At 67.5% G+C, this 18,322-nt stretch carries 16 protein-coding genes; 9 read left to right on the top strand and 7 right to left on the bottom strand.

Going from position 1 to position 18,322, the window contains the following annotated elements; all coding sequences use genetic code 11:
- Positions 1-24: 24 nt before the first annotated feature.
- The 4 genes from ABH941_RS36430 to ABH941_RS36415 all read right to left on the bottom strand — a co-directional run bounded on the left by ABH941_RS36430 (position 25) and on the right by ABH941_RS36415 (position 4,256).
- Positions 25-561, bottom strand: coding sequence for a hypothetical protein (locus tag ABH941_RS36430; protein ID WP_370134771.1), 537 nt, complete (start codon positions 559-561; stop codon positions 25-27).
- Positions 562-666: 105 nt separating this feature from the next.
- The gene (locus ABH941_RS36425; protein WP_370134769.1) at positions 667-1,758 is read right to left on the bottom strand and encodes a hypothetical protein; all 1,092 of its coding nucleotides are present in this window, start codon (positions 1,756-1,758) and stop codon (positions 667-669) included.
- 733 nt (positions 1,759-2,491) lie between these two features.
- A complete protein-coding gene (locus ABH941_RS36420; RefSeq protein WP_370134767.1) occupies positions 2,492-3,121 on the bottom strand; it encodes a hypothetical protein in 630 nt (209 codons plus the stop codon).
- A 253-nt stretch (positions 3,122-3,374) separates the two neighbouring features.
- The gene (locus ABH941_RS36415) at positions 3,375-4,256 is read right to left on the bottom strand and encodes a ParA family protein (protein ID WP_370134764.1); all 882 of its coding nucleotides are present in this window, start codon (positions 4,254-4,256) and stop codon (positions 3,375-3,377) included.
- Positions 4,257-5,345: 1,089 nt separating this feature from the next.
- Here ABH941_RS36415 and ABH941_RS36410 point away from each other — a divergent pair.
- The gene (locus ABH941_RS36410) at positions 5,346-7,184 is read left to right on the top strand and encodes a nitrous oxide reductase family maturation protein NosD (protein WP_370134761.1); all 1,839 of its coding nucleotides are present in this window, start codon (positions 5,346-5,348) and stop codon (positions 7,182-7,184) included.
- Positions 7,185-7,228: 44 nt separating this feature from the next.
- On the opposite strand, the gene ABH941_RS36405 is transcribed toward ABH941_RS36410, so the two are convergent.
- The gene (locus ABH941_RS36405) at positions 7,229-7,834 is read right to left on the bottom strand and encodes a TetR/AcrR family transcriptional regulator (RefSeq protein WP_370134758.1); all 606 of its coding nucleotides are present in this window, start codon (positions 7,832-7,834) and stop codon (positions 7,229-7,231) included.
- A gap of 97 nt (positions 7,835-7,931) precedes the next feature.
- Between ABH941_RS36405 and ABH941_RS36400 the strand changes: the two genes are divergently transcribed.
- The 6 genes from ABH941_RS36400 to ABH941_RS36375 all read left to right on the top strand — a co-directional run bounded on the left by ABH941_RS36400 (position 7,932) and on the right by ABH941_RS36375 (position 12,455).
- Positions 7,932-8,357, top strand: coding sequence for a 4-oxalocrotonate tautomerase family protein (locus ABH941_RS36400; protein WP_370134756.1), 426 nt, complete (start codon positions 7,932-7,934; stop codon positions 8,355-8,357).
- Between the two features lie 225 nt (positions 8,358-8,582).
- Positions 8,583-8,891, top strand: coding sequence for a hypothetical protein (locus ABH941_RS36395; protein ID WP_370134753.1), 309 nt, complete (start codon positions 8,583-8,585; stop codon positions 8,889-8,891).
- 1,238 nt (positions 8,892-10,129) lie between these two features.
- Positions 10,130-10,411: a hypothetical protein gene (locus ABH941_RS36390; protein ID WP_370134750.1), complete on the top strand. Its 282-nt coding sequence runs from the start codon at positions 10,130-10,132 to the stop codon at positions 10,409-10,411.
- A gap of 674 nt (positions 10,412-11,085) precedes the next feature.
- A complete protein-coding gene (locus tag ABH941_RS36385; RefSeq protein ID WP_370134747.1) occupies positions 11,086-11,685 on the top strand; it encodes a VOC family protein in 600 nt (199 codons plus the stop codon).
- A gap of 279 nt (positions 11,686-11,964) precedes the next feature.
- Positions 11,965-12,201, top strand: a complete 237-nt coding sequence (locus tag ABH941_RS36380) for a hypothetical protein (protein WP_370134744.1) — start codon at positions 11,965-11,967, stop codon at positions 12,199-12,201.
- 47 nt (positions 12,202-12,248) lie between these two features.
- Positions 12,249-12,455, top strand: coding sequence for a DUF5988 family protein (locus ABH941_RS36375; RefSeq protein WP_370134740.1), 207 nt, complete (start codon positions 12,249-12,251; stop codon positions 12,453-12,455).
- Positions 12,456-12,876: 421 nt separating this feature from the next.
- Here the strand turns inward: ABH941_RS36375 and ABH941_RS36370 are convergent, their stop codons facing one another.
- Positions 12,877-13,458: a TetR/AcrR family transcriptional regulator gene (locus tag ABH941_RS36370; RefSeq protein WP_370134737.1), complete on the bottom strand. Its 582-nt coding sequence runs from the start codon at positions 13,456-13,458 to the stop codon at positions 12,877-12,879.
- A 91-nt stretch (positions 13,459-13,549) separates the two neighbouring features.
- Between ABH941_RS36370 and ABH941_RS36365 the strand changes: the two genes are divergently transcribed.
- A complete protein-coding gene (locus ABH941_RS36365) occupies positions 13,550-13,996 on the top strand; it encodes a DUF1772 domain-containing protein (protein WP_370134734.1) in 447 nt (148 codons plus the stop codon).
- A gap of 361 nt (positions 13,997-14,357) precedes the next feature.
- Here ABH941_RS36365 and ABH941_RS36360 read toward each other — a convergent pair whose 3' ends face one another.
- Positions 14,358-15,350 carry a zinc-dependent alcohol dehydrogenase family protein gene (locus ABH941_RS36360; protein ID WP_370134731.1) on the bottom strand — a complete coding sequence of 331 codons (993 nt, stop codon included), beginning with the start codon at positions 15,348-15,350 and terminating at the stop codon, positions 14,358-14,360.
- A gap of 572 nt (positions 15,351-15,922) precedes the next feature.
- Between ABH941_RS36360 and ABH941_RS36355 the strand changes: the two genes are divergently transcribed.
- A complete protein-coding gene (locus ABH941_RS36355) occupies positions 15,923-16,786 on the top strand; it encodes a universal stress protein (protein ID WP_370134727.1) in 864 nt (287 codons plus the stop codon).
- Positions 16,787-18,322 lie beyond the last annotated feature (1,536 nt).

Below are 18,322 nucleotides of genomic sequence, written 5' to 3'. Positions count from 1 at the left end.
GTCAGCCCACATTTTCGCGGACTACTAGAGCGACGCCCCGGCTGCGGAGACCAGGAGGGTGAAGGCCATCCTGTTGTCTGTCCTGCTGACGTCACCGAGGTTGCTGCTGACGGTTGCAAATCCACCGCCCAAGTGAGTGGCGGGCGGGATGTCGGCGGCGATGCGGACCGGCACCAGAGCCACGGCGGTGCGCCCGCCTCCGCCCAGTCCCGCGGGAAAGGGGCAGGCGACTTTGCGCCGGGTGGGGTCGACCGCGCACCGTGCAGGGAACGTCGCACCGTCCACGGTCGCTCCCTTCGGGAGCGTAACCGTCAGCGTGAAGGCGGGTGCACGCACGGTTCCGCGGTTGGACACCAGTGCCCTGACCATGGTCTGCCCACCAGCTCTGGCGGGCAGGGAGTCCACATGCTCGACCGCCATGTCAGCGTGGCGCGCGGCGTGTTGGGATTGCGCACTGGAAGTCGACAGTGCGGGCACGGCAATCGCGGGCGTGGCGAGGGTGGCGCCCAGGGCGAGCCCGGCACACAGGCCCATGCGAATCAGGTGGGTTCGATCAGGCATGCTCTGCGACACCTCTTCGGTTTTCGTGACATCGATTTGACGGCATAGCGCAGCAGTGCCGACCGGGGGTCCTGCGCTGTGAAGGGAATGGGGTGGGTCCCGCCGTCACCGGTAGACCCGGATGTAGTCGGCAGCGAAGGTGATGGGGTCGGTACTCGTCGGTGCGGGGTGGTAAGTGCCGGCCACGATGGACAGGTTCAGGATGAGATAGGCCGAGAAGCCCGAAGGGGCCGGCTTCCTGTCTGCGAAGATCTTGGTGCCGTTCACGTACCAGTCGTGGCTGCTGGCTCCGTAGTAGACACCGATGGTGATCCATTTTCCGGGTTGAACCGCATGCGTGTTGGTCCAGTAGAGCTGGTTGCTGTTGATGTGATCGGTCAGTTCGAGCAGGTTCGGGTTGTCGACGTGGTACTCGAAGGTGTCGATCTCGTTGTTGCCGTTCTTCCATGTCCACAGGGCAGGCCAGGCTCCGATACTGGTGGGGAGCTGGACTCGGGTCTCGACGTAGTCACCCGTCCTGATCTGGAAGCCTTCGGTAGATCCTTCTGTAGTCAGCAGCCCGGTGTCCCACGCCTGGCGCCCGTTCTCCAGGATGTGCGAGCTCGGCCGTGCGGTGAAGGTGGCAACGCCGTTGGCCACCTTCACGTTGGCGGGGTTCAGCCAGTCGAGTTTGTCGTCCGCGGGGTTGTGGTTGCCGTACTGGTATGCGCTTGTGGTGTTTCCCGTCCAGCGGCAGCCCCAGGCGAGGGGATGGTTGAACTCTTCGCTCCAGTAGGGGGTTTTTCCAGTTCCCGGGGTGGTTCCGGGCGCCTGGCCCACGGTCAGGTTCTTCGAGGGGAAGTTGTGGTAGCCGGCGGCGTCGCGGTAGAAGCCGAACATGGTGTAGGTGCCGGCGCGGAAGGAGCGCGCCGCCGTGGTGAGCTTGAACCCGGTTGGGCAAATCACCACGGGGCCCGTTGATCCGGGAAAGTCAAGATTGTTCCCCTGGGCGTCGCGCACCGCCACGCCGAGCGCCTGCACATGAGTACATGCCGATGAATGCACTCTCAGGGTGGCCGCGAACGGGGCTTCCGGCGTTGACGTGACCGGCCCCAGAGAGTCCTGTTTCAGGGTCGCGGCGCCGAAGGCTTGTTCAGCGGAGGCCAGGATGAACAATGCAGCGAGAATTATCGCAAGCACCCGCCTGGATGCCGACATAGAAGCTCCTATTGAATCATCGCTCATTGATTGCGGCGAAGGAGTCGGTCACGGAGTCCGCTGGATTCACCGGGCAGCGGAGATCTTTCTCGGGCGGCTGCTGCGTGATTTCTCGTGTTTTTCCATCCGCCTCGGTTCAGGGCGCTGGCCCCGATCACCGTGGTATCTCATCGACCATGTGAAGAGGAAGTAGAGCCAGCGCGCGGTGATCGATGTGCCTCGCGTGAAGCAGTGACCGCACGTAGGTACTGGGGTCGACTGCCGTTGGCTGGGGACTTCTCTGGGAAAAGCCACCAACACACTACGTAGACGCTTTCGGGTTGCCTGCTGCGGCACGCCCGGCAGTCCGGCCCTCCAGTCCAGGCCACGCTCCAGGGCTTGGCTCGAGGTGGCTTTCCGCGGCGTTGGAATGGCGTGACGCTGCATCATCTGTTCGGCATTCACCTTGGGCCGATCCTGTGCGGCCGACGTCTGCCTCAAGTGCAGCGGGCGTGGCCGGCCGGGTACTGTCCGCGTCTGCAGGACCGACAACCCGACGATGGTCCTCAACAGTCGGGGCCACGATCGCCTCCCACTGCCACACCACTCGATGCCGCCCGGATGAGTGGGCATCGCACCCTTTGGCCACTGAGGGCCTTGCTTGAAGCGCATTCGGCGAGGCTACCAATCACGTCCCAATTTGTCCGTTATGGGCATATTGGTGGCGTGTCATCACCGGCCGGAGGAGCGGATGTCAAAACAGGTGGGTGTGGTTGGGGTTCGGGGGGCGTTGGAGTGGGCCCTCGGCGTCCAGGGCCTGGAGGAGGGTTTGGAGGGAGGCGGAGACGACGAAGATGCCTTTTCGGCCGTGGTCGGCTTCTTGGAGTGCCGCATTGAGACTGGTGGCCAGGGCTCGTGCTTGGGGGCCGATGCGGTAGGTGGATTGCCGACCGGAGTCAACGATGCCCATGCGTTGGGACAGGAAGGCTTGGGCAGAGGCGACTTGTTCGGCGACGTCAGTGGGAGCGTGGCGCAGAGCTGCATCGAGGTAGTGGCCGACGGCCAGTTTGGGGTTGGCGCAGGTTCTCCGGTCCATGGCGAGGCGGACTTTGAGTGCGGTCAGTACGTCGGGCACGATGCGAAAACCGTGGGTGGTCCAGGTGTTGGAGGAGACCACAGCGTCCACGAAGCTCTCGGTCACAGCCTGCTGAGCCCACGGTGTCCCGGAACGTCGGCCGGTTGCTCGCCGTTTCGCGCCGTCGTCGTGCGTCGGCGCGGGAGGCTCGCCCGCATTGTCCGGCGCAGCCACCGTCCGCACCGGAAACGAACCACTCAACACCGGGGTGTCCGCGGGTGATCGTCGAGAATCGAGCACGGCACTCATGGCGGCGGACGATGAGGACCCGGGATTGGGGACCCGTTGTGGGCCCAGGGCGATCAGATGGGAGGGAGCGGCGGGGGGCGGTGTGCCGGGCGCCGGCCCGGTCGCTGAGGCATTGAAAACGCCCTGGGCGATGAACGAGTTGGCCACCACCTCGTCTGCGCCGGCGATGACTGCGTTGAAGACGCCGGAGGCAGGTCGCCTCAGAGCGCTCGCGCTCCTCTTCTTGGGTGTCCGGTTCCCCGAGCCCGCGGCGTCAGGCAACGATCTCCTCCTCGATCAGGGGAGGAGCGATTTCCCACCCCTCACGCGGCAGACTCATCCGGCTGAGCACCTCGTGCATCAACGCCGCGTAGTTCTTGCCCGGAGGCATGTTCGCAAACGCCAGCACCGCCGGCACACCACCGCCGAATGACCGTGAGATGCGGTTGTCCTGGCGGATATCGCGCACGAACGGCAGCAGCCCCGAGGTGACCATGCCCGCACGGACGTCGACCTCCTGCTGCTTCCAGCCCGAGGGCGGGTTCGACTTGTTCAGCACCGCCCCCAGGTACTGCGGATTGCACTCGTTGTCGGTGTTCTTCGCGACGTAGTTGACGGAACCGGCCAAGGTGACCGCACCGCGCACGGTGGCGTACTCCGGATAGCACACCGTCAGGACCCAGTCCCCCGCAGCCCAGCCCACCGCGGCCAGCGACGAGATCGCCGGAGGAGTGTCGATCACTACATAGTCGTAGCAGTCCTCCAGGCTCAGCAGCATCCGCCTCAGTATCGGCGTCGCCGCGAACCCCGCACCCACCAACAGGTCCTGCGCCCGGCTCATCGTCGACTCCTCCGACGCCAACAAGTGCAGGACACCTGGATCCTCCCAGCCCTCCAACAGCGAGGACCGGTCGTAGATGATGCCCGACAGATCCGTCTCGATCCCCTGCACGTACGCCTGCAACGCCCACCCCAGGGAACGTGAGTTCTCCCCGCGCGGAATGTTGATGCCCATCGCGGTCCCTGCCTGCGCCTGCGGCTCCAAGTCCACCACCAGCACCCGGGCACCCATCAGAGCCAGCGAGGCCGCCAGGTTCACGGTCGTCGTGGTCTTACCGACACCTCCTTTCTGGTTGGCCACCGTAAGTACCTTCATGCCCCCACCACGCTCCTCATTCGTATTCAGTCAAGTGACACAAGAATCTATTGACTATTGAGACATGCGAGAAAGGCAACTTCTAACCGCTTCTTGACGGCTGCCCGAGTGGCAATTCTCGATTCTGTTCTGGTGTCACGCGGTTTCCGCCACGAAGATAACAGGCCACCCTCACACCTCGTCAGGCGACGCGCGCAATGGCTTCACCCGTCTGTCGGCGCTCACGAAATTCCCCACCTGTGGCGGGTTACGACCACGTGGCTCTCCATCCCGGGACGGTCGAGCGAATCTCCATCGGAAAGACGTACGAACGTCGCTGAGTTCAATTCAGTTGGAGATCGGCTGAACTCGCCCCAGCCTCACGGCAAACCCCGCGCCCCGTCGGTCCCAGGTCCGCCGACAGGCACATCGGGACCAGACCAAGGACCTCGTTCGGGCGACCACCGCCGGCACCCGGTGACCTGGCGGCCGTGGTCGGCGTTGAAGGGCTGTGACGGCGATGACAGTGTTGTGGCGGCCCAAGGCCGCAAGCAGCGAAACGATTCTGCTGCTGCCCGAGGAACCGATCTTCAATGAGCTCGTTCGGCGGTGGTCCGACACAGGACGGACCGTGCCGGGCCAGGACGACCAGGAGTGGGATGCCTTGGCAGGAGCCTCCGCCTGGCCTCGGACCACGGGGCGACGTCGACTGGTGACCCCGGCCCCGGCGGACGGTTGGGCCCCGCCCGCAACAGTGCCAGAACCACGCAGCGAAGCCGTGGCGCCCTCTCAGCCGGCAGCGGCCTGCTCGGAGCGAGCCGAGTCTTGAGACCCCGGCCGTCCGCAGAGCTACAACCGCCGACGGCAACGCCTCTTCGGGGTTTGCGCGCCCCAGTTGCGGATCCGGCAGCTGGCCAAGTGGCACGGATTGACCCACTTGGATGACATTCTCGTCAGGCGCAGGACGTGGCGTGTCGTCAATCGCAGTCCTTCCCGGGGTGAAGTTAACCTCCGATTCATCACTGCATGTCATCATATTGACGCTTTTAGTGCGGAGTCGGAATGAACCGGAGATGGTTGGCCTGCCTCCTCACAGGGGCCCTTGCCGCGATGACCCCCGTGTTCGGGGCAGTGACCCCGGCTGCGGCCGCGAGCGTCATCAACGTCGCACCCAGCGGGTCGGACACCGCAGGATGCGGCAGCGCCGCGACCCCCTGCAAGACCGTGACCGCCGGCTATGCCCGCGCCGCTGCGGGCGACACCATCCGGATCGCTGCCGGCACCTACGACGCGAACACTCCGCTGGTCATCGCCAAGCCCGACCTGCACTTCGTCGGGGCAAAGGCGGGCGTGGACGCCCGCGGGCGCACCTCAGGTGGATCCGGCGAGACGGTGGTCACCACTACCGTCAACGGCCCGACCGCCCGGGATCTGTGGGTGGCGCAGGCCAACGGGGTGACCATCGACGGCTTCACCTTCGAGGGCAACGCCGCCGGCGCAGGTGTGTCCACCAGCGAACAGTTCAGCGGCTACCGGGTCGAGAACACCATCTTCAGCAACAATCTGAAGGGCTTCGCCCCCTCGTCGAACGGCGCAAGCCCGTCGGTCTTCACACGCAACCTCTTCGTCGACAACAACAACGTCGCCCTGTCCCCGGGTCATCAGGGCAACGGCGTCTTCACCTACCGACCGCTGGCCAACGCCCGGTTCGAGGACAGCAGGTTCCTGGGCAACCACAACGCGTCCGTCAATATCGCGGGTGGCGAGGTGTTCGGCGGCTCGCACGACATCACCATCGCCGACAACGACATGGACGGCGAGTTCCCCGTCACTCTTGTTGCCGTCTCCCGCATCGTCGTCTCCGGGAACAGCATGATCGGCGGCTGGAGCGGCGTCCAGGTCTCCGGCGCCTGCCACGACGTCCGCATCACCGACAACACCATCAAGGACAAGACCCGCGGCGGCATCCTGCTCTTCACCGGCTTCGCCGCCGTAACCAACACCGCCATCACGATCGACCACAACACCATCGAGCGCACCGGCACGATCCCCGGACGCTACGCCGTGGAGGTCTCCCGCAGCAGCGGCGTCACCATCCGCGACAACCTCATCCTGCACTCAGGACACGACGCCGTCGGCTTCACCGCCCGCAACCAGAGCGTGGCCAGCACAGACGCCAGCCTCACCGAGAACACCATCCGCGGATCCGGCGGCTCAGCCATCACCGTCGCCGCCGACACCTACACCGGGCCGATGACCGTGCAGTTCAATCGCATCGTCGACAGCGGTGCCGGCCACGGCCTGGTCAACCACGCAGCCGACGCGAACATCGACGCCCGCTGGAACTGGTGGGGCTGCAACAGCCTGCCCAGCGGCACCGGCTGCGACCACCTCACCGAGGCCCCCGCCGGACGGCTACGCGCCGCCACCGGCTTCCTGTCCTTCCACCCCTGGCTGATCCTGTCCCTGCACTCCGTACCCACAGACATCCCCGCCGGCTCCGGCGCCCGGATCAACGCCGACCTGCAGGGCGACTCCAACGGCGGGACACCCACCGGGCCGTTCTTCCACCCGGTCCTCACCACCTTCACCGCCGACCCCGGCACGGTGACGCCCCATCAGGTCACCACCGACGCGCTCCTGCACGCCCACACTCTGTGGCCCGCCGGCCAGCCCCGCCCCCAGAGCATCTGCGCCACCGTGGACCACCAAACCCTCTGCCTCCACTACCCCGCCGTCACTCCCAGCCCCTCAACCCCGCCGCCCAGCACCTCGGCCGAGCCTGAGGGCGGGGATGATGTGCACCAGCCTCCCGCCTCCCACCTCCCGGCATCAGCCCTGGCCAAGTCCGGCACTCCGATCACCACCCTGCTCACAGCATCGCTGGGCTTGACCGCCCTCGGCCTGCTCGCCCTGGTCGGCTACCGCCGCACTCGCCGCCGCCACTAGATCGCGTGTTGAGCCTGCCCTGTCCACGGCTGGGTCCGAACGGGCTACGGCGTAGCCGCTCCGGTTGCCGCGGCCCCGTTGCCGAACCGGCTCCGGGTCAGTTCCGCGGCTGTGCGGGCGGCCTGGTCGAACGGGGTGATGGAGGCGGCCGCGCGGCACAGGACGTGGGCGCCCTCCAGGAGGGCGAGCAGCGTGGTGGCCAGGTCGTGGGCGGCGTCCGCGGCCAGGCCGGAGGCGGTGAGGCGGGAGGCGAGGGCATCGGTCCAGGAGGTGAAGGCCGTGGCCGCGACCGCGCGCAGCGACGCGCTCTCCGTGGGCTCGCCCGGGGCAACGGTGACCGCCGCGACCGCGCAGCCGCCACCGTCTGCGGAGGCGGCGACGACCGGGCGGGTCAGGGCGAGGAAGGACTCGACGACCGTCATCGGGTCGTCGCTGGGCAGCGCGGCCAGGAGGGCGTGGACATCGCGTCCGTTCCTGGCGGCCGCCTCGGCGACCAACTGACCTTTGCCGCCCGGAAAGTGGTGGTAGATCGCGCCTCGCGCGGCGCCGCTGCCGCGCAGGACCTCGGTGAAGGACATGCCGGAGACGCCGTGCCGCTGGAGGGCGTCGACGGTGGCCTCGATCATCCGGTCCCGGGTGTCTCCGGCCATGGATCCTCCAAGCAGAGCCTTGACTAGTACGAGCATCCTAGCCCATGCTGGCGAATCTAGGACGTACGTACTAGCTAGGTTCCAGGGAGGAACTCCCATGCCCATCACCGTCACCGCCCCTCGCGGAGTGCTCGCTCCGGCCGGCGAGCGCGAGATCCTGCCCCGACTGACCACCGCGCTCGCCGAAGCGAGCGGGCTTGCCGACAACAAGGCGTTCCTGGCCTTCGTCGGCGGCACCGTGCACGTGCTGCCCGCGGCGGACGTCTACGCCGGCGGCGAGAACCGCCCGGTCATCATGGTGGAGCTGAAGCTGCCGAACATCGGCCTGCCCAGCATCGAATCCCGCGCCGCCTTCGTGCACGCCGCGACGGACGTTGTCGACGAACTGACCGGACCCGACCATCTGCGCGAGAACACCTGGGTCAACATCCTCAATGCCCCGGAAGGCGGCTGGGGCATCGGCGGCCGGGCCCTGACCGGCGAGCAGCTCGTCGCCGAGATCACGGGGTCGGGTCGGTTCTAGGCGGCCGCTGCCTCGCGATGGAGCGGGGTGGTGCAGGGCGGGCACGGATTCAAGCTCCCCAAGTTCAGACAGCAAGCTGAGAGATCCGCCGCCCGGGGGAACCTGATGCCCTGTTCAGCGGTATTTGCCGGGGCCAGCGTGTCAGTTCGCTTATATCACCGTAGAGATGTTGGTGGCTGGTTCGGAAAACCGCACCTGTCTGGCAAAAGCGTAAGGAGCAGTTTGATGCTTGGTTCAGCGCGTAGTCGTGTGCTCACTGCGGTGGGCACGTCGGTTCTGGCGTCGGGCATGATCATGGTGGCGGGAGGGCAGGCCATGGCGGCGCCGTGTGTTGTGATCGCGCCCCACACGGCGATCAGCGCCAAGGCGCCGGCCGTCGGCGCCAAGGCCACGGCCCTCAAGGCGAACATGGTGACTCCCCACGTCGGCGCGAAGGCTCACTTCCCGGACGAGCTCAACATCCACTTCACCCAGTCCGAGGTCCTGTTCTTCGCGAAGAACACCACGCTGCACGTCGAGGAGGAGGACGACTAGGCCTCCAGGGAGGCAAGTTCGTTCCTCTCGGACCCCCGGTGCCGTGTCGGTCGGATCGACTCCGGGGGTTCCACACCACCGACGTGAAGTGCGGCCCCGTGCGATGAGCACGGCAGCAGACTCTCTGCATCTGCATCGCCGCACGTCTGTACTGCATCAGACCTACCAGGGTGAGGTGTTGGAGACTGCCTGAGCCGACAAGGGATCCGAGCGCCACGCATGCATGCCAACTCCCGGCCGCGGCATCGGCCGGGGACGAGAACACTTCTCGCGGGCTGCAGTGACCGGCCTCTTCGGATTCCGCCCGGCCAGATCGGCACTCTCACGCGCACTCCTTCCCCAGGCCCCCCACCGCGGATCCGTGACGTCCACCCAGGGGACGGGGACGGACGCTGGTGGTCCGGGGATCGCCGCCATTTGGATCCGGAAAGGGTATGACTGCCTCGGCGTTGCACAGCAGTGCCGACTCTGGGCAGCACGGCCCTAGCTGACTTCCGGGCCCCCGGCTGTCGGAATAGTCAACCGCAGCCGGTTCGGCGAGACAACCGGTCGATGGGGTTTCGTCAGAGCATGGACTGACGAAGCCCCATCGAGGTTTCTGTGGAGGACCCTTGAGCTTGGTGATGTCCCAGCTCAGCACCTGGCACGGGGCGGTGGCCACGAGTTGTGGAACGGTCTTGGCCGGGTGGGCAGGATGGCGCCGCCGCTCCCCGTTCCTTCGGGCCGCGGCCAGGGTCCGGTCCATCGTGCGCTCGGAGCATCAGTGGCGGCCCACGTCCAGTTCGCGGGCTCAGATCTGCGGGCGAGGCTGGTCGACGAACTGGGCCCGGCTCATCAGCGCCACGATCGGTGCCCGCTCGGCGGGCCACAGCGCCGAGGCCGGGTCCGGACGCGGAGCGCGCTGCCTCGGGCCGGCTGGGTTGAACCAGCGGTATTGCGTGGCTCGCGGGCGCGCGGTTGCTGGCGATCAAGTCGCCCACGCTCGCCGATCACCCGAGAGCCCCACACGTTCAACAGTCAAGTGACCAAAGGGAAGTGCATCCCTGAGGAGGTTCACAGAGCTTCCTCACTGGCTGGTTCCCCGCAGTCTGCGCCGGCAACAGCAGCTGGCGCACAGCACGGTCGTCCGATGGTGTGAACCGGGACCGGCACCCGACGCCTCGGCATCGAAGCGGGAACAACTGACGGAAGCTCACCGGGGTCCGTGCTTCCGCCGCCCCGTAAACGATGGAGGAAACATGAAGTTGCTGCGCAACGCTCTGGTTGCGGCTCTGGCCGCCACGGCCCTGGCGGGTGTCGTCGCCCCAGTCACCGCCCAGGCGGCCGCCCCGGGCACCATTGCCGTGGTCCACACGGACGACGGTCACCGCCACCACGGCTGGTGCGACCGCGATCGCGACCGGGATCGGGACCGTGACCGGGATCGGGACCACCGGTGGTGTCATAGCCACGGCGTGGATGCGGGCGGTGGCGGCATGGCTGCCGCGGTTGCCGACCTCACCCGGCACATCGGTGTCTGACAAGCGCATCCTTGGTGGTGGTCACCTCACGGCGGCCACCACCGCAGCTTGGATCGCGGCCGCCTTGCTGAGCCTGGGCATGAGCGCCTGCGGCACCGACCGCCCGCACTCCCCCACGACGCCGTCAACTCCCGCTCCGCAGACCACCACGACCCACCCGGCACCCACTCCCCCGCTCGGGACCCTCGCACCTATGCCCCGGTCCGCACCCGTGCGCCTCGCCATCACACGACTGGGCCTGGGCGCGTTCCACAAGCAGTCAGCAACTGCGTAATGCACGCGTGCCGTTGGCGGCGCCCCGAACAAGGTCGCGGGGCACGGGTCAGGCCAGTGCGGCATCCACGTGCTAAAGCCCAACCCGGCACCCGCAGGGCCCTTGACACCGATCTCCGTCAAGAGCTGACACGAGACGTCGTCCCCCCGGTGCTGTGAAGCCTCCCCCGCCGGGGCCGCCTGCGGTGCGTCGGATGGCGTCGTCGGTGGAGCGCGGGGAAGTTGGTCCACAGGGGGACGCGAAACCTGCCCGGGCGCCTGCCGGGGCAGATAACCGTTTGGAGATGACACATGTCTGAAGTCACTGCTCCGGCTGGCAGGGCGAGATCGGCTCCGAGGAGTTCGGCGGCTACTCGGTCTGCACGCTCAGGGGCAAGTCGGTCGCCGGCATCATGAAGTCGATGTCCATGGGCGACCAGCCTCCGCCGCCCACCGTCTGGACCACCTACTTCTCCAGCGCGGACGCCGACGCCACCCAGGCCGCGATCACCGCGAACGGCGGCGCCGTGATCGCCCCGGTCATGGACGTGGGCCAGATCGGCCGGATGCTGATCGCCGCGGACCCGCAGGGCGCGGTGTTCGGGGTGTGGCAGCCGCTGGAGTTCCCCGGAGCCCAGATCGTCAACGAGCCCGGCGCACTGGTCTGGAACCAGCTCAGCACCACGGACCCCGAGGCCGCGGGGACCTTCTACCAGGCCGCGCTCGGCCTGGAGGCCGGTCCGATGCCGGAGATGCCGGAATTCACCGGGCTCATGGTCAAGGGCCGCGTCATCGGCGGCGTGCAGGGCATGGAGAACCTCCCACCCGGGGTTCCGCCCCACTGGCTGGTCAACTTCGCCGTGGACGACACCGACAGCACCGTCGACGCACTGGTGCGGGCCGGCGGCTCGGTGATGGCTCCCGCGTTCGACATGGAGAAGGTCGGCCGAATGGCCGTCCTTCAGGACCCGCAGGGCGCCACCTTCGCCGTGGTCGCACTGAGCGCACCCGTGGCCCCCTGACCACGGTTTCCCCCGCTGCGCGGCTCCCCGGCAGCCGCGCAGCACCGCGCTCGGACTTGGATCCTGGGCCCGCCGCTAGGTCGTGATCCCCACCATTGCGAGATCGTCAGGCATGCCCCGGTCAAACCTGCCGACGAGCGTGCGGACCGTCGCGGAGGCGCTGACATGGTCGGTTCCAGCGCGCGATGGCGCCTCTGGGTTCCGACTGTCGCTACTTTCAGCGCATCCTGCTGCGCAGGTCCTCATGCGCAATGCCCGGTTCAGGCAGAAGCTGGTGCCATGACCATCCACGAAGCCCTCGACAGAGGGCACCCCGTCGAAGTCTCAGCCCTGGTGCCTGGGGACCGGGATCGACATGTGCGTATCGAACGTCCTGAAACAACCCCCGTCGTGGTCGCGTGCTCCAGCCGGCAGCAATTCGAAGATGTCCTGCACCGGGAACGCCCCGACATCGACCCCACTGACCCGAAACAGGTCCATTGGGCCGACCACCCCGGTGAATGGCCGGGCAGCTGACGGCAGGTCCGGTGATCGGGGTGCGGAAGAGGGAGGAGGAACAACGCGTGAGTAACAGTGCCAAGGCAGTTCTTGAGGGTGGACCGGATGAACTGGCTGAACGGATCGTTCCGATCGCTTCGCCGGGGACCGACGTGAAGGTTCCGTTCCGCAACGGATACGAGCACTTCAAGGCCACTTCACGGCACGAGGACACGCCGGAGGGCAGGCTACCTGTCTACGAGTGGTGGGAGCGGACCGAGATGCCTGGTTAGCCCGACCTGGCCCGGCTGGCCGGAGTCTGCTGGTTGGAGGATCTGGTCCAGCGTTCGGCTGATCGCCTCATACGCATACGCCTTGCTCAACTCACCGGCTGCGTCCGGGCCGCCGCCCCTGACTACCGTGCGGTGCCGACCTGCTTCCCGTTCCGCCCAGTCCTTGGCCACGCGGATGCGGTCTTCGAGATCGCTGACGTCGCTCATGCCGGCCTCCGGCGATTGATTACCCCTCCTTCCAGGAAAGCGCCGCTCGGCCATGCCCGCGACTGAGAGGGGAGCGTCCAACTTGGAGCTGTCGGATTCCCACTCGGTCTCGTTCGTGCTGGCAGATTCTCAGTGCAGTGGTTCTTGGGCGGCGATGCTGTAGGCCGACAGCCGGGTCGGACGACCCCAGCTGCCCTTCCGCCCGGGCGGAGTTTCAGGCCATGGCGAGTCGGTCCACCAGCAGTTCCACCCTCGACTCGGTGTACTCCGGCGGCAGCCGTCGCGCCCGGGTCAGGGTGGCCAGTCCGTGCAGGGACGCCCAGAACAGCTCGGTGAACAGCCCCGGGTGGACGCCGTCCCCGGCGACCTCGCCGAGGCTTTCCAGCAGGGCGGCGAAGGCGTCCTTCAGTGGTTCTGGGGTGTCCTCGGCCGCGAACGCCAGGCCGCCGTCGAGCTGGAACATGGCGTCGTAGACCGCCGGGTTGCGCTCGGCGAAGTCGAGGTAGGCGCGGGCGAGGGCGGCGACCCGCTCGCGCGGGCCCTGCGCGGTCCCGCGGGTCGCGGCCCGCAGCGCCGCGGCCATCTCGGCGGCGCCCTCCAGGGCGACGGCGCCGATGATCTCGCGCTTGCCGCGGAAGTGGCTGTAGAGGACGGGCTGGCTGTACTCGATGCGCTCGGCGAGCCGGCGGGTGGTGACCGCGTCCCAGCCCTGCTGCTCGGCGAGTTCGCGGGCCGTCGCCACGATGAGGCGCTCGCGGCCCGCCCGTTCGCGCTCCTTGCGTTCCTGTACCGACATGGTGCGATCCTAGCACCGCTAGACAATCAAGCAGTAGCAGTACTAGCGTTGACTCATCAGCTAGCAGCACTAGATTCCGGGAGGGGTCATCATGCTCGACGCACTCGAGGTCTTCACCACCGTGGTCACCGGCGTGATGGTGGGGGTGGAGTTCTCCGTCGCCTTCGTCATGAACCCGATCTTCAACGCGCTTCCCCAGGACAGCGGCCAGCTCGGCCGCGCCCACGGGGGCCGGATGCTCGGCGCCGTGATGCCGTTCTGGTACATCGGCTCGCTCGTCCTCGTCGCGGTCCGGGCCGTCGCCGGACGGCACCACCACGGCGCCGGCCTGGTCGTCACCGCCGGCGCGCTGCTGATCCTCAGCGTGATCATGTCGATCCTGCTGCTCGTCCCGATCAACAACCAGAGCAAGACCTGGACCCCCGAGAACCGGCCCGAGGACTGGAAGGAGCAGACGAACCGCTGGGACCGCTACCACTACATCCGTGTCGCCGTCATCACCGCCGCCTTCGCCCTGCTGGCCGCCGCCCTCACCTGACCCCGCCCTGGCGGCGCACAACCCGCCACTCCGCAGTCGGCAGCCGACATTCGCACGGATCTACACCGCCCCCAGATCCCAGAACCCCCGGCGTCGGCCCACTGCGGTACAGCCATCGGATCGATGGCGGCTGGCCTCGCGAGTGACCGCCAGTCGCTCAGCGTCTTGGCTGGGCTGGTCAGACTGGTCGGGGCATTCGGGTCGGCGACATCTCCTGGTGATCGCGCAGGTCAGCCACCCAGCCGTCGAGGGTGCGCCGGCAGAACGCGAGGTGGGCAGCGTCAAAGCCGCGCGGACCGCATTCGACGACCAGGAGCAGGCCGAGGTAGTGGCGGTAGAGGGCGAGCCGGTGGATCCGGGCTCAGTCCCCGTCGACCAGTACGGCGACGCCGTTGACCCGGTCTCCGGCAAGGTCGGCCAGGGCCTGGTCCGCCCGCCTCAGCGGGTAGCGGGTCACCTGCACCCGCAGCGGGAGTCCGGCCACTTCGGCGAGGTAGGCACGACCGTCCGCCCTGGTGTTCGCGGTGACGCTGCGCAGTGTGCGTTCCTGGAACAGGTGCGCGTTGTAGTTCAGGGCGGGGATGTCGCTGAGGTGGATTCCGGCGACCGCCAGTGTCCCGCCGCGATCCAGGGCCGACAGCGCGACCGGCACCAGGTCGCCGACCGGGGCGAACAGGATTGCCGCGTCCAGCGGCTCCGGCGGCATGTCGTCGGCGCCGCCTGCGGAGGCGGCTCCCAGGTCGAGGGCCAGCCACCGGGCCTGTGCGGAACGGGTCAGCACATGCACCGTGGCGCCACGGGCCTGCGCCAGCTGCGCGGTCAGATGCGCGGAGGCGCCGAAGCCGTAGATGCCCAACCGACCCCCGGCCGGCAGTTCGGCGCGCTGCAGCGCACGGTAGCCGATGATCCCCGCACAAAGCAGCGGCGCGACCTCGGCGTCAGGGCGGTCACCGGGCAGCGGATAGGCGTACCGGGCGTCCACCAGGATGTGTCCGGCGTAGCCGCCGTTCAGGTCCCATCCCAGGTAGCGCGACTGCGGGCAGAGGTTCTCACGCCCACTGCGGCAGTAGCGACAACGTCCGCACGTGCCCGACAACCACGCCGCCCCGACCCGCTCGCCGACCGCGAACCCCTCGACGCCACTCCCCCGGCCCACGACCCGGCCCACCACCTCATGGCCCGGCACACAGCGAGGCAGCCGCGGCGCCAGATCGCCCTCGGCCAGATGCAGATCGGTCCGACACACCCCGCACGCGGAGACCGCCAGCAGCAGCTCATACGGCCCGGGCTCCGGGACAACCCGCCGGACCAGGCTCAGCGGACCGGTGCCGATCGGACCGGGTCGCTCAACCACCCACGCTCGGGTCTCAACCACAGACCCCAGGACGGCATCACCCACGGTCTTCCTCCTCAATCCGTCGGGACGACCGCGACAGGGCACTCGGCGATGTGAGCCACGGCCAAGCCCACCCAGCCCAGCCTCCGCACGAGCCCCCGGTGGTGCGGTGGCGGACTACCACCAGCTCCCGTGTCGCGGAGGCGGCCACCATGGCGAGCTCCCTCCGTCCGAATTCTGCTGAACCAATCGCCCGGCTCGTCGAGCCGGGCATCCTCACGTCCACCGTGACTCGGTTGCGAGGTTGTTGCATGCGGCGACCCCACCTTCCATGGTCCGGCACCGTCGCGTTGGGCCGAAAGGCCGGATGTCCCCCGGAGTGAGGGACTGAGTGAAGGAGCGTCCCGACGCTCGACTGCTCGCTCGGCGGGGGCAGTAGCCATGAGGGGAGAATGAGCATGAAGCACCGCACCGCGCGCGAGGTATGACCCGGGACGTGGTCACAGTGAACCGCTGTGCCTCCTTCAAGGGCGTTGCCCGGCCGCTCGCCGAGGCGAGGGTCGCTGCTGTACCGGAATCAGGAGGGCCCCATGCCGATCACATGCGTCGTGGCAGCAGTCGACGGCTCGCCCGCGAGCCTGCACGCGCTGGACTGGGCCTCGGACGAAGCGGACCGCCGCGGCGTCCACCTGCTGGTGGTCCACGCCTCCCTGCGCGAGCGATACGAACTGGACGCCGATGAGGAGGAGGACGACCCAGCCTCGGAGCACGCCCTGGTGCATTCGATGCTGGCCGACGCCGTCCTGAGGGCCCGGGCACGCCGACCGGGCATCCGGGTGGACACGGAGATCGTGCCCCAGGAGACGGTGCCCGCCCTGCTGGGACTCGGGCCGCTGTCCCCCCTGCTGGTTCTGGGGACACACGGCCTCGGCGGGTTCCCTGGGCTGTTGCTCGGCTCGGTGAGCCTGCGCGTCGCCGGCCGTGCGACCTACCCGGTCGTGGTGGTTCGCGGCGCCGGCCAGGCTCAAGAGCCCCGTCACGGCAGGATCGTGCTCGGCAGCGGCCCCGACGACCGCTCGGATCGGGCCACCGAGTTCGCCATCGAGGAGGCACGCCTGTGGCAGGCCGAGCTCAATCTGGTCCGAGCTTGGCAGGCAGTACCGGACAAGCCCGGATTCCCGTCCGTGGCCCGGGCCAGGATCGGCGCCGAACGCGCCCGGGCACAACTGGACGCGGTACCGCTGCCAGACGCTCTGCCCATGGGCGTCAAGGTTCGCAGGTCGGCATCGCAAGGCAGCCCGGCAGCAGTCCTGCTCCGGGCGGGAGCCGTCGCCGACCTGATCGTGGTCGGCGCGCGACGCCGCCGCGGACTGCTGGGACTGGAACTGGGCGCGGCAAACCACGCACTGCTGCACCACGCACCCTGCCCGGTCGCCATCCTGCCCGAGCAGTGACAGCCCGTTCCGAACACCGGTGGGTGGTGAACTGGAACTGCTCGTCTACCCTGCCCGGGCCGGTGCGGGGAAGTGAGCACCTCGCCCCCCGTGCACCGGCGGCACCAGATTTGCGGCGGCTCGCCGCTGAGCGCAACTGCGCCTCGAACCAATCAGGTTACTCGGCTGGCAACCTCTCCCCGTAGGGGTCGAGAGACACCGGAGGCGGTTCCCGGCGAGCTACGCGACCCTAGCGGGGAGTGCACGCGGGGCTGGTCGGTGGTGCCTGTGTATTCGCTCCGACCGTCCAGGTAGGAGACGATCAGTGTGGTGCGGAATTCCTCGGTGCCGAAGACCGAGCCCGGTACCCGAGCCCGGGCGATCCGGTGAACCTCGGCCACCGGCGACTCGCGCGCGAGGGCCGCGGCGGCTGCGCGGGGCCGCCGATACGAACTCGGTATCGACCTGGTCGGGCAGCACCATAGCGCCAGCCGGCGCCTCGGGCTCGGCGGAGATTGGCGTCGCAGGCAACTGCTGGTCAGGTTCGGTTCGGTCCCCCGGTCGAGCCTGCGGCGCCTCTCAGCGTCTGTCGATGGCTTGCGCCTCACATCTGTGCAGCAATCTTGAGCCGAGTGCGACGGGTGCGCTGCGGTAGGCCGGGCCCCCGTTCCGTGTTCCGTTCGGCTCCCCAGGCAGCTGTCCGTGTTCCTCGCATGCAGATTCTGGCGACTGGTTCGCATCCGGTTTGCACACGCCGAGCTTGTTTGCTGGAGGGGATTCCCTGTACTTCTTGCCTCCAGGAAGCGCGTTCGCTGCATGGCGAGAAACAAGATCGCCTCCCAGACCGTGCCGGGATTCGGCTCTTTTGTCCCTACCAGGCAACCAGAGGTGAGCGGACGATGCCCGGGTTCCTGCCGCCTCGATGTGAGCGCTCATTGCCGCGGAAGTGGCCGAGGCTTGCACTGCAGAGCGCGCTTCACACTCTGCTTCGAGGGGCTCCCAGGGGGCTCTCCGTACGGGTCCTCGTGCACGCTGGTGGGCCGTCATATCCCATTTCTGTTGGCATGCTTGGGCTTGCCAGATGCGCTGGATAGAGCGGCCAGATGCGTCGCTGTCACACATCGCAGACTCAGAAACGGCGCAGCAAGTCCCGGATCGGCGAGCTCCACGTCGGCGGCCGCGAGCGCGGGAAGCCCCTTGCTTTACAGGGACCTGGCTGCTCTCCCATGGGACTTGAACTGGCATTATAACGATAGATATAGGCATGGACCCGGCGGGCGCGCGGATAGCTGACGCGACAGGACGGGGCCCGCCCGCGCCACGCAGGATAGGGGTCGCTAGATCGATCAATATAACGATAGCTAGAGGCAGAGATATTTTGAGCAGACTCACGATAGAGAGAGTGATCGATAGAACGAGTTATCTATGTAGTCATCTAACGATCAGCGAAGTGATCTGCATAGTGATTAAGGTACTGATCAATGCATTGATCTCTATAACTCTATAACGATCTATATACCGTACTGTCTCACTTGCTGTCTTTCTAGCTGCCTCACA

Origin of the sequence: Streptacidiphilus sp. EB103A (assembly GCF_041261405.1) — a bacterium.
Classification (GTDB): Bacteria; Actinomycetota; Actinomycetes; order Streptomycetales; family Streptomycetaceae; genus Streptacidiphilus.
The sequence above is the reverse complement of the archived record's forward strand: the minus strand, read 5'-3'. Positions and strand labels throughout refer to the sequence as shown.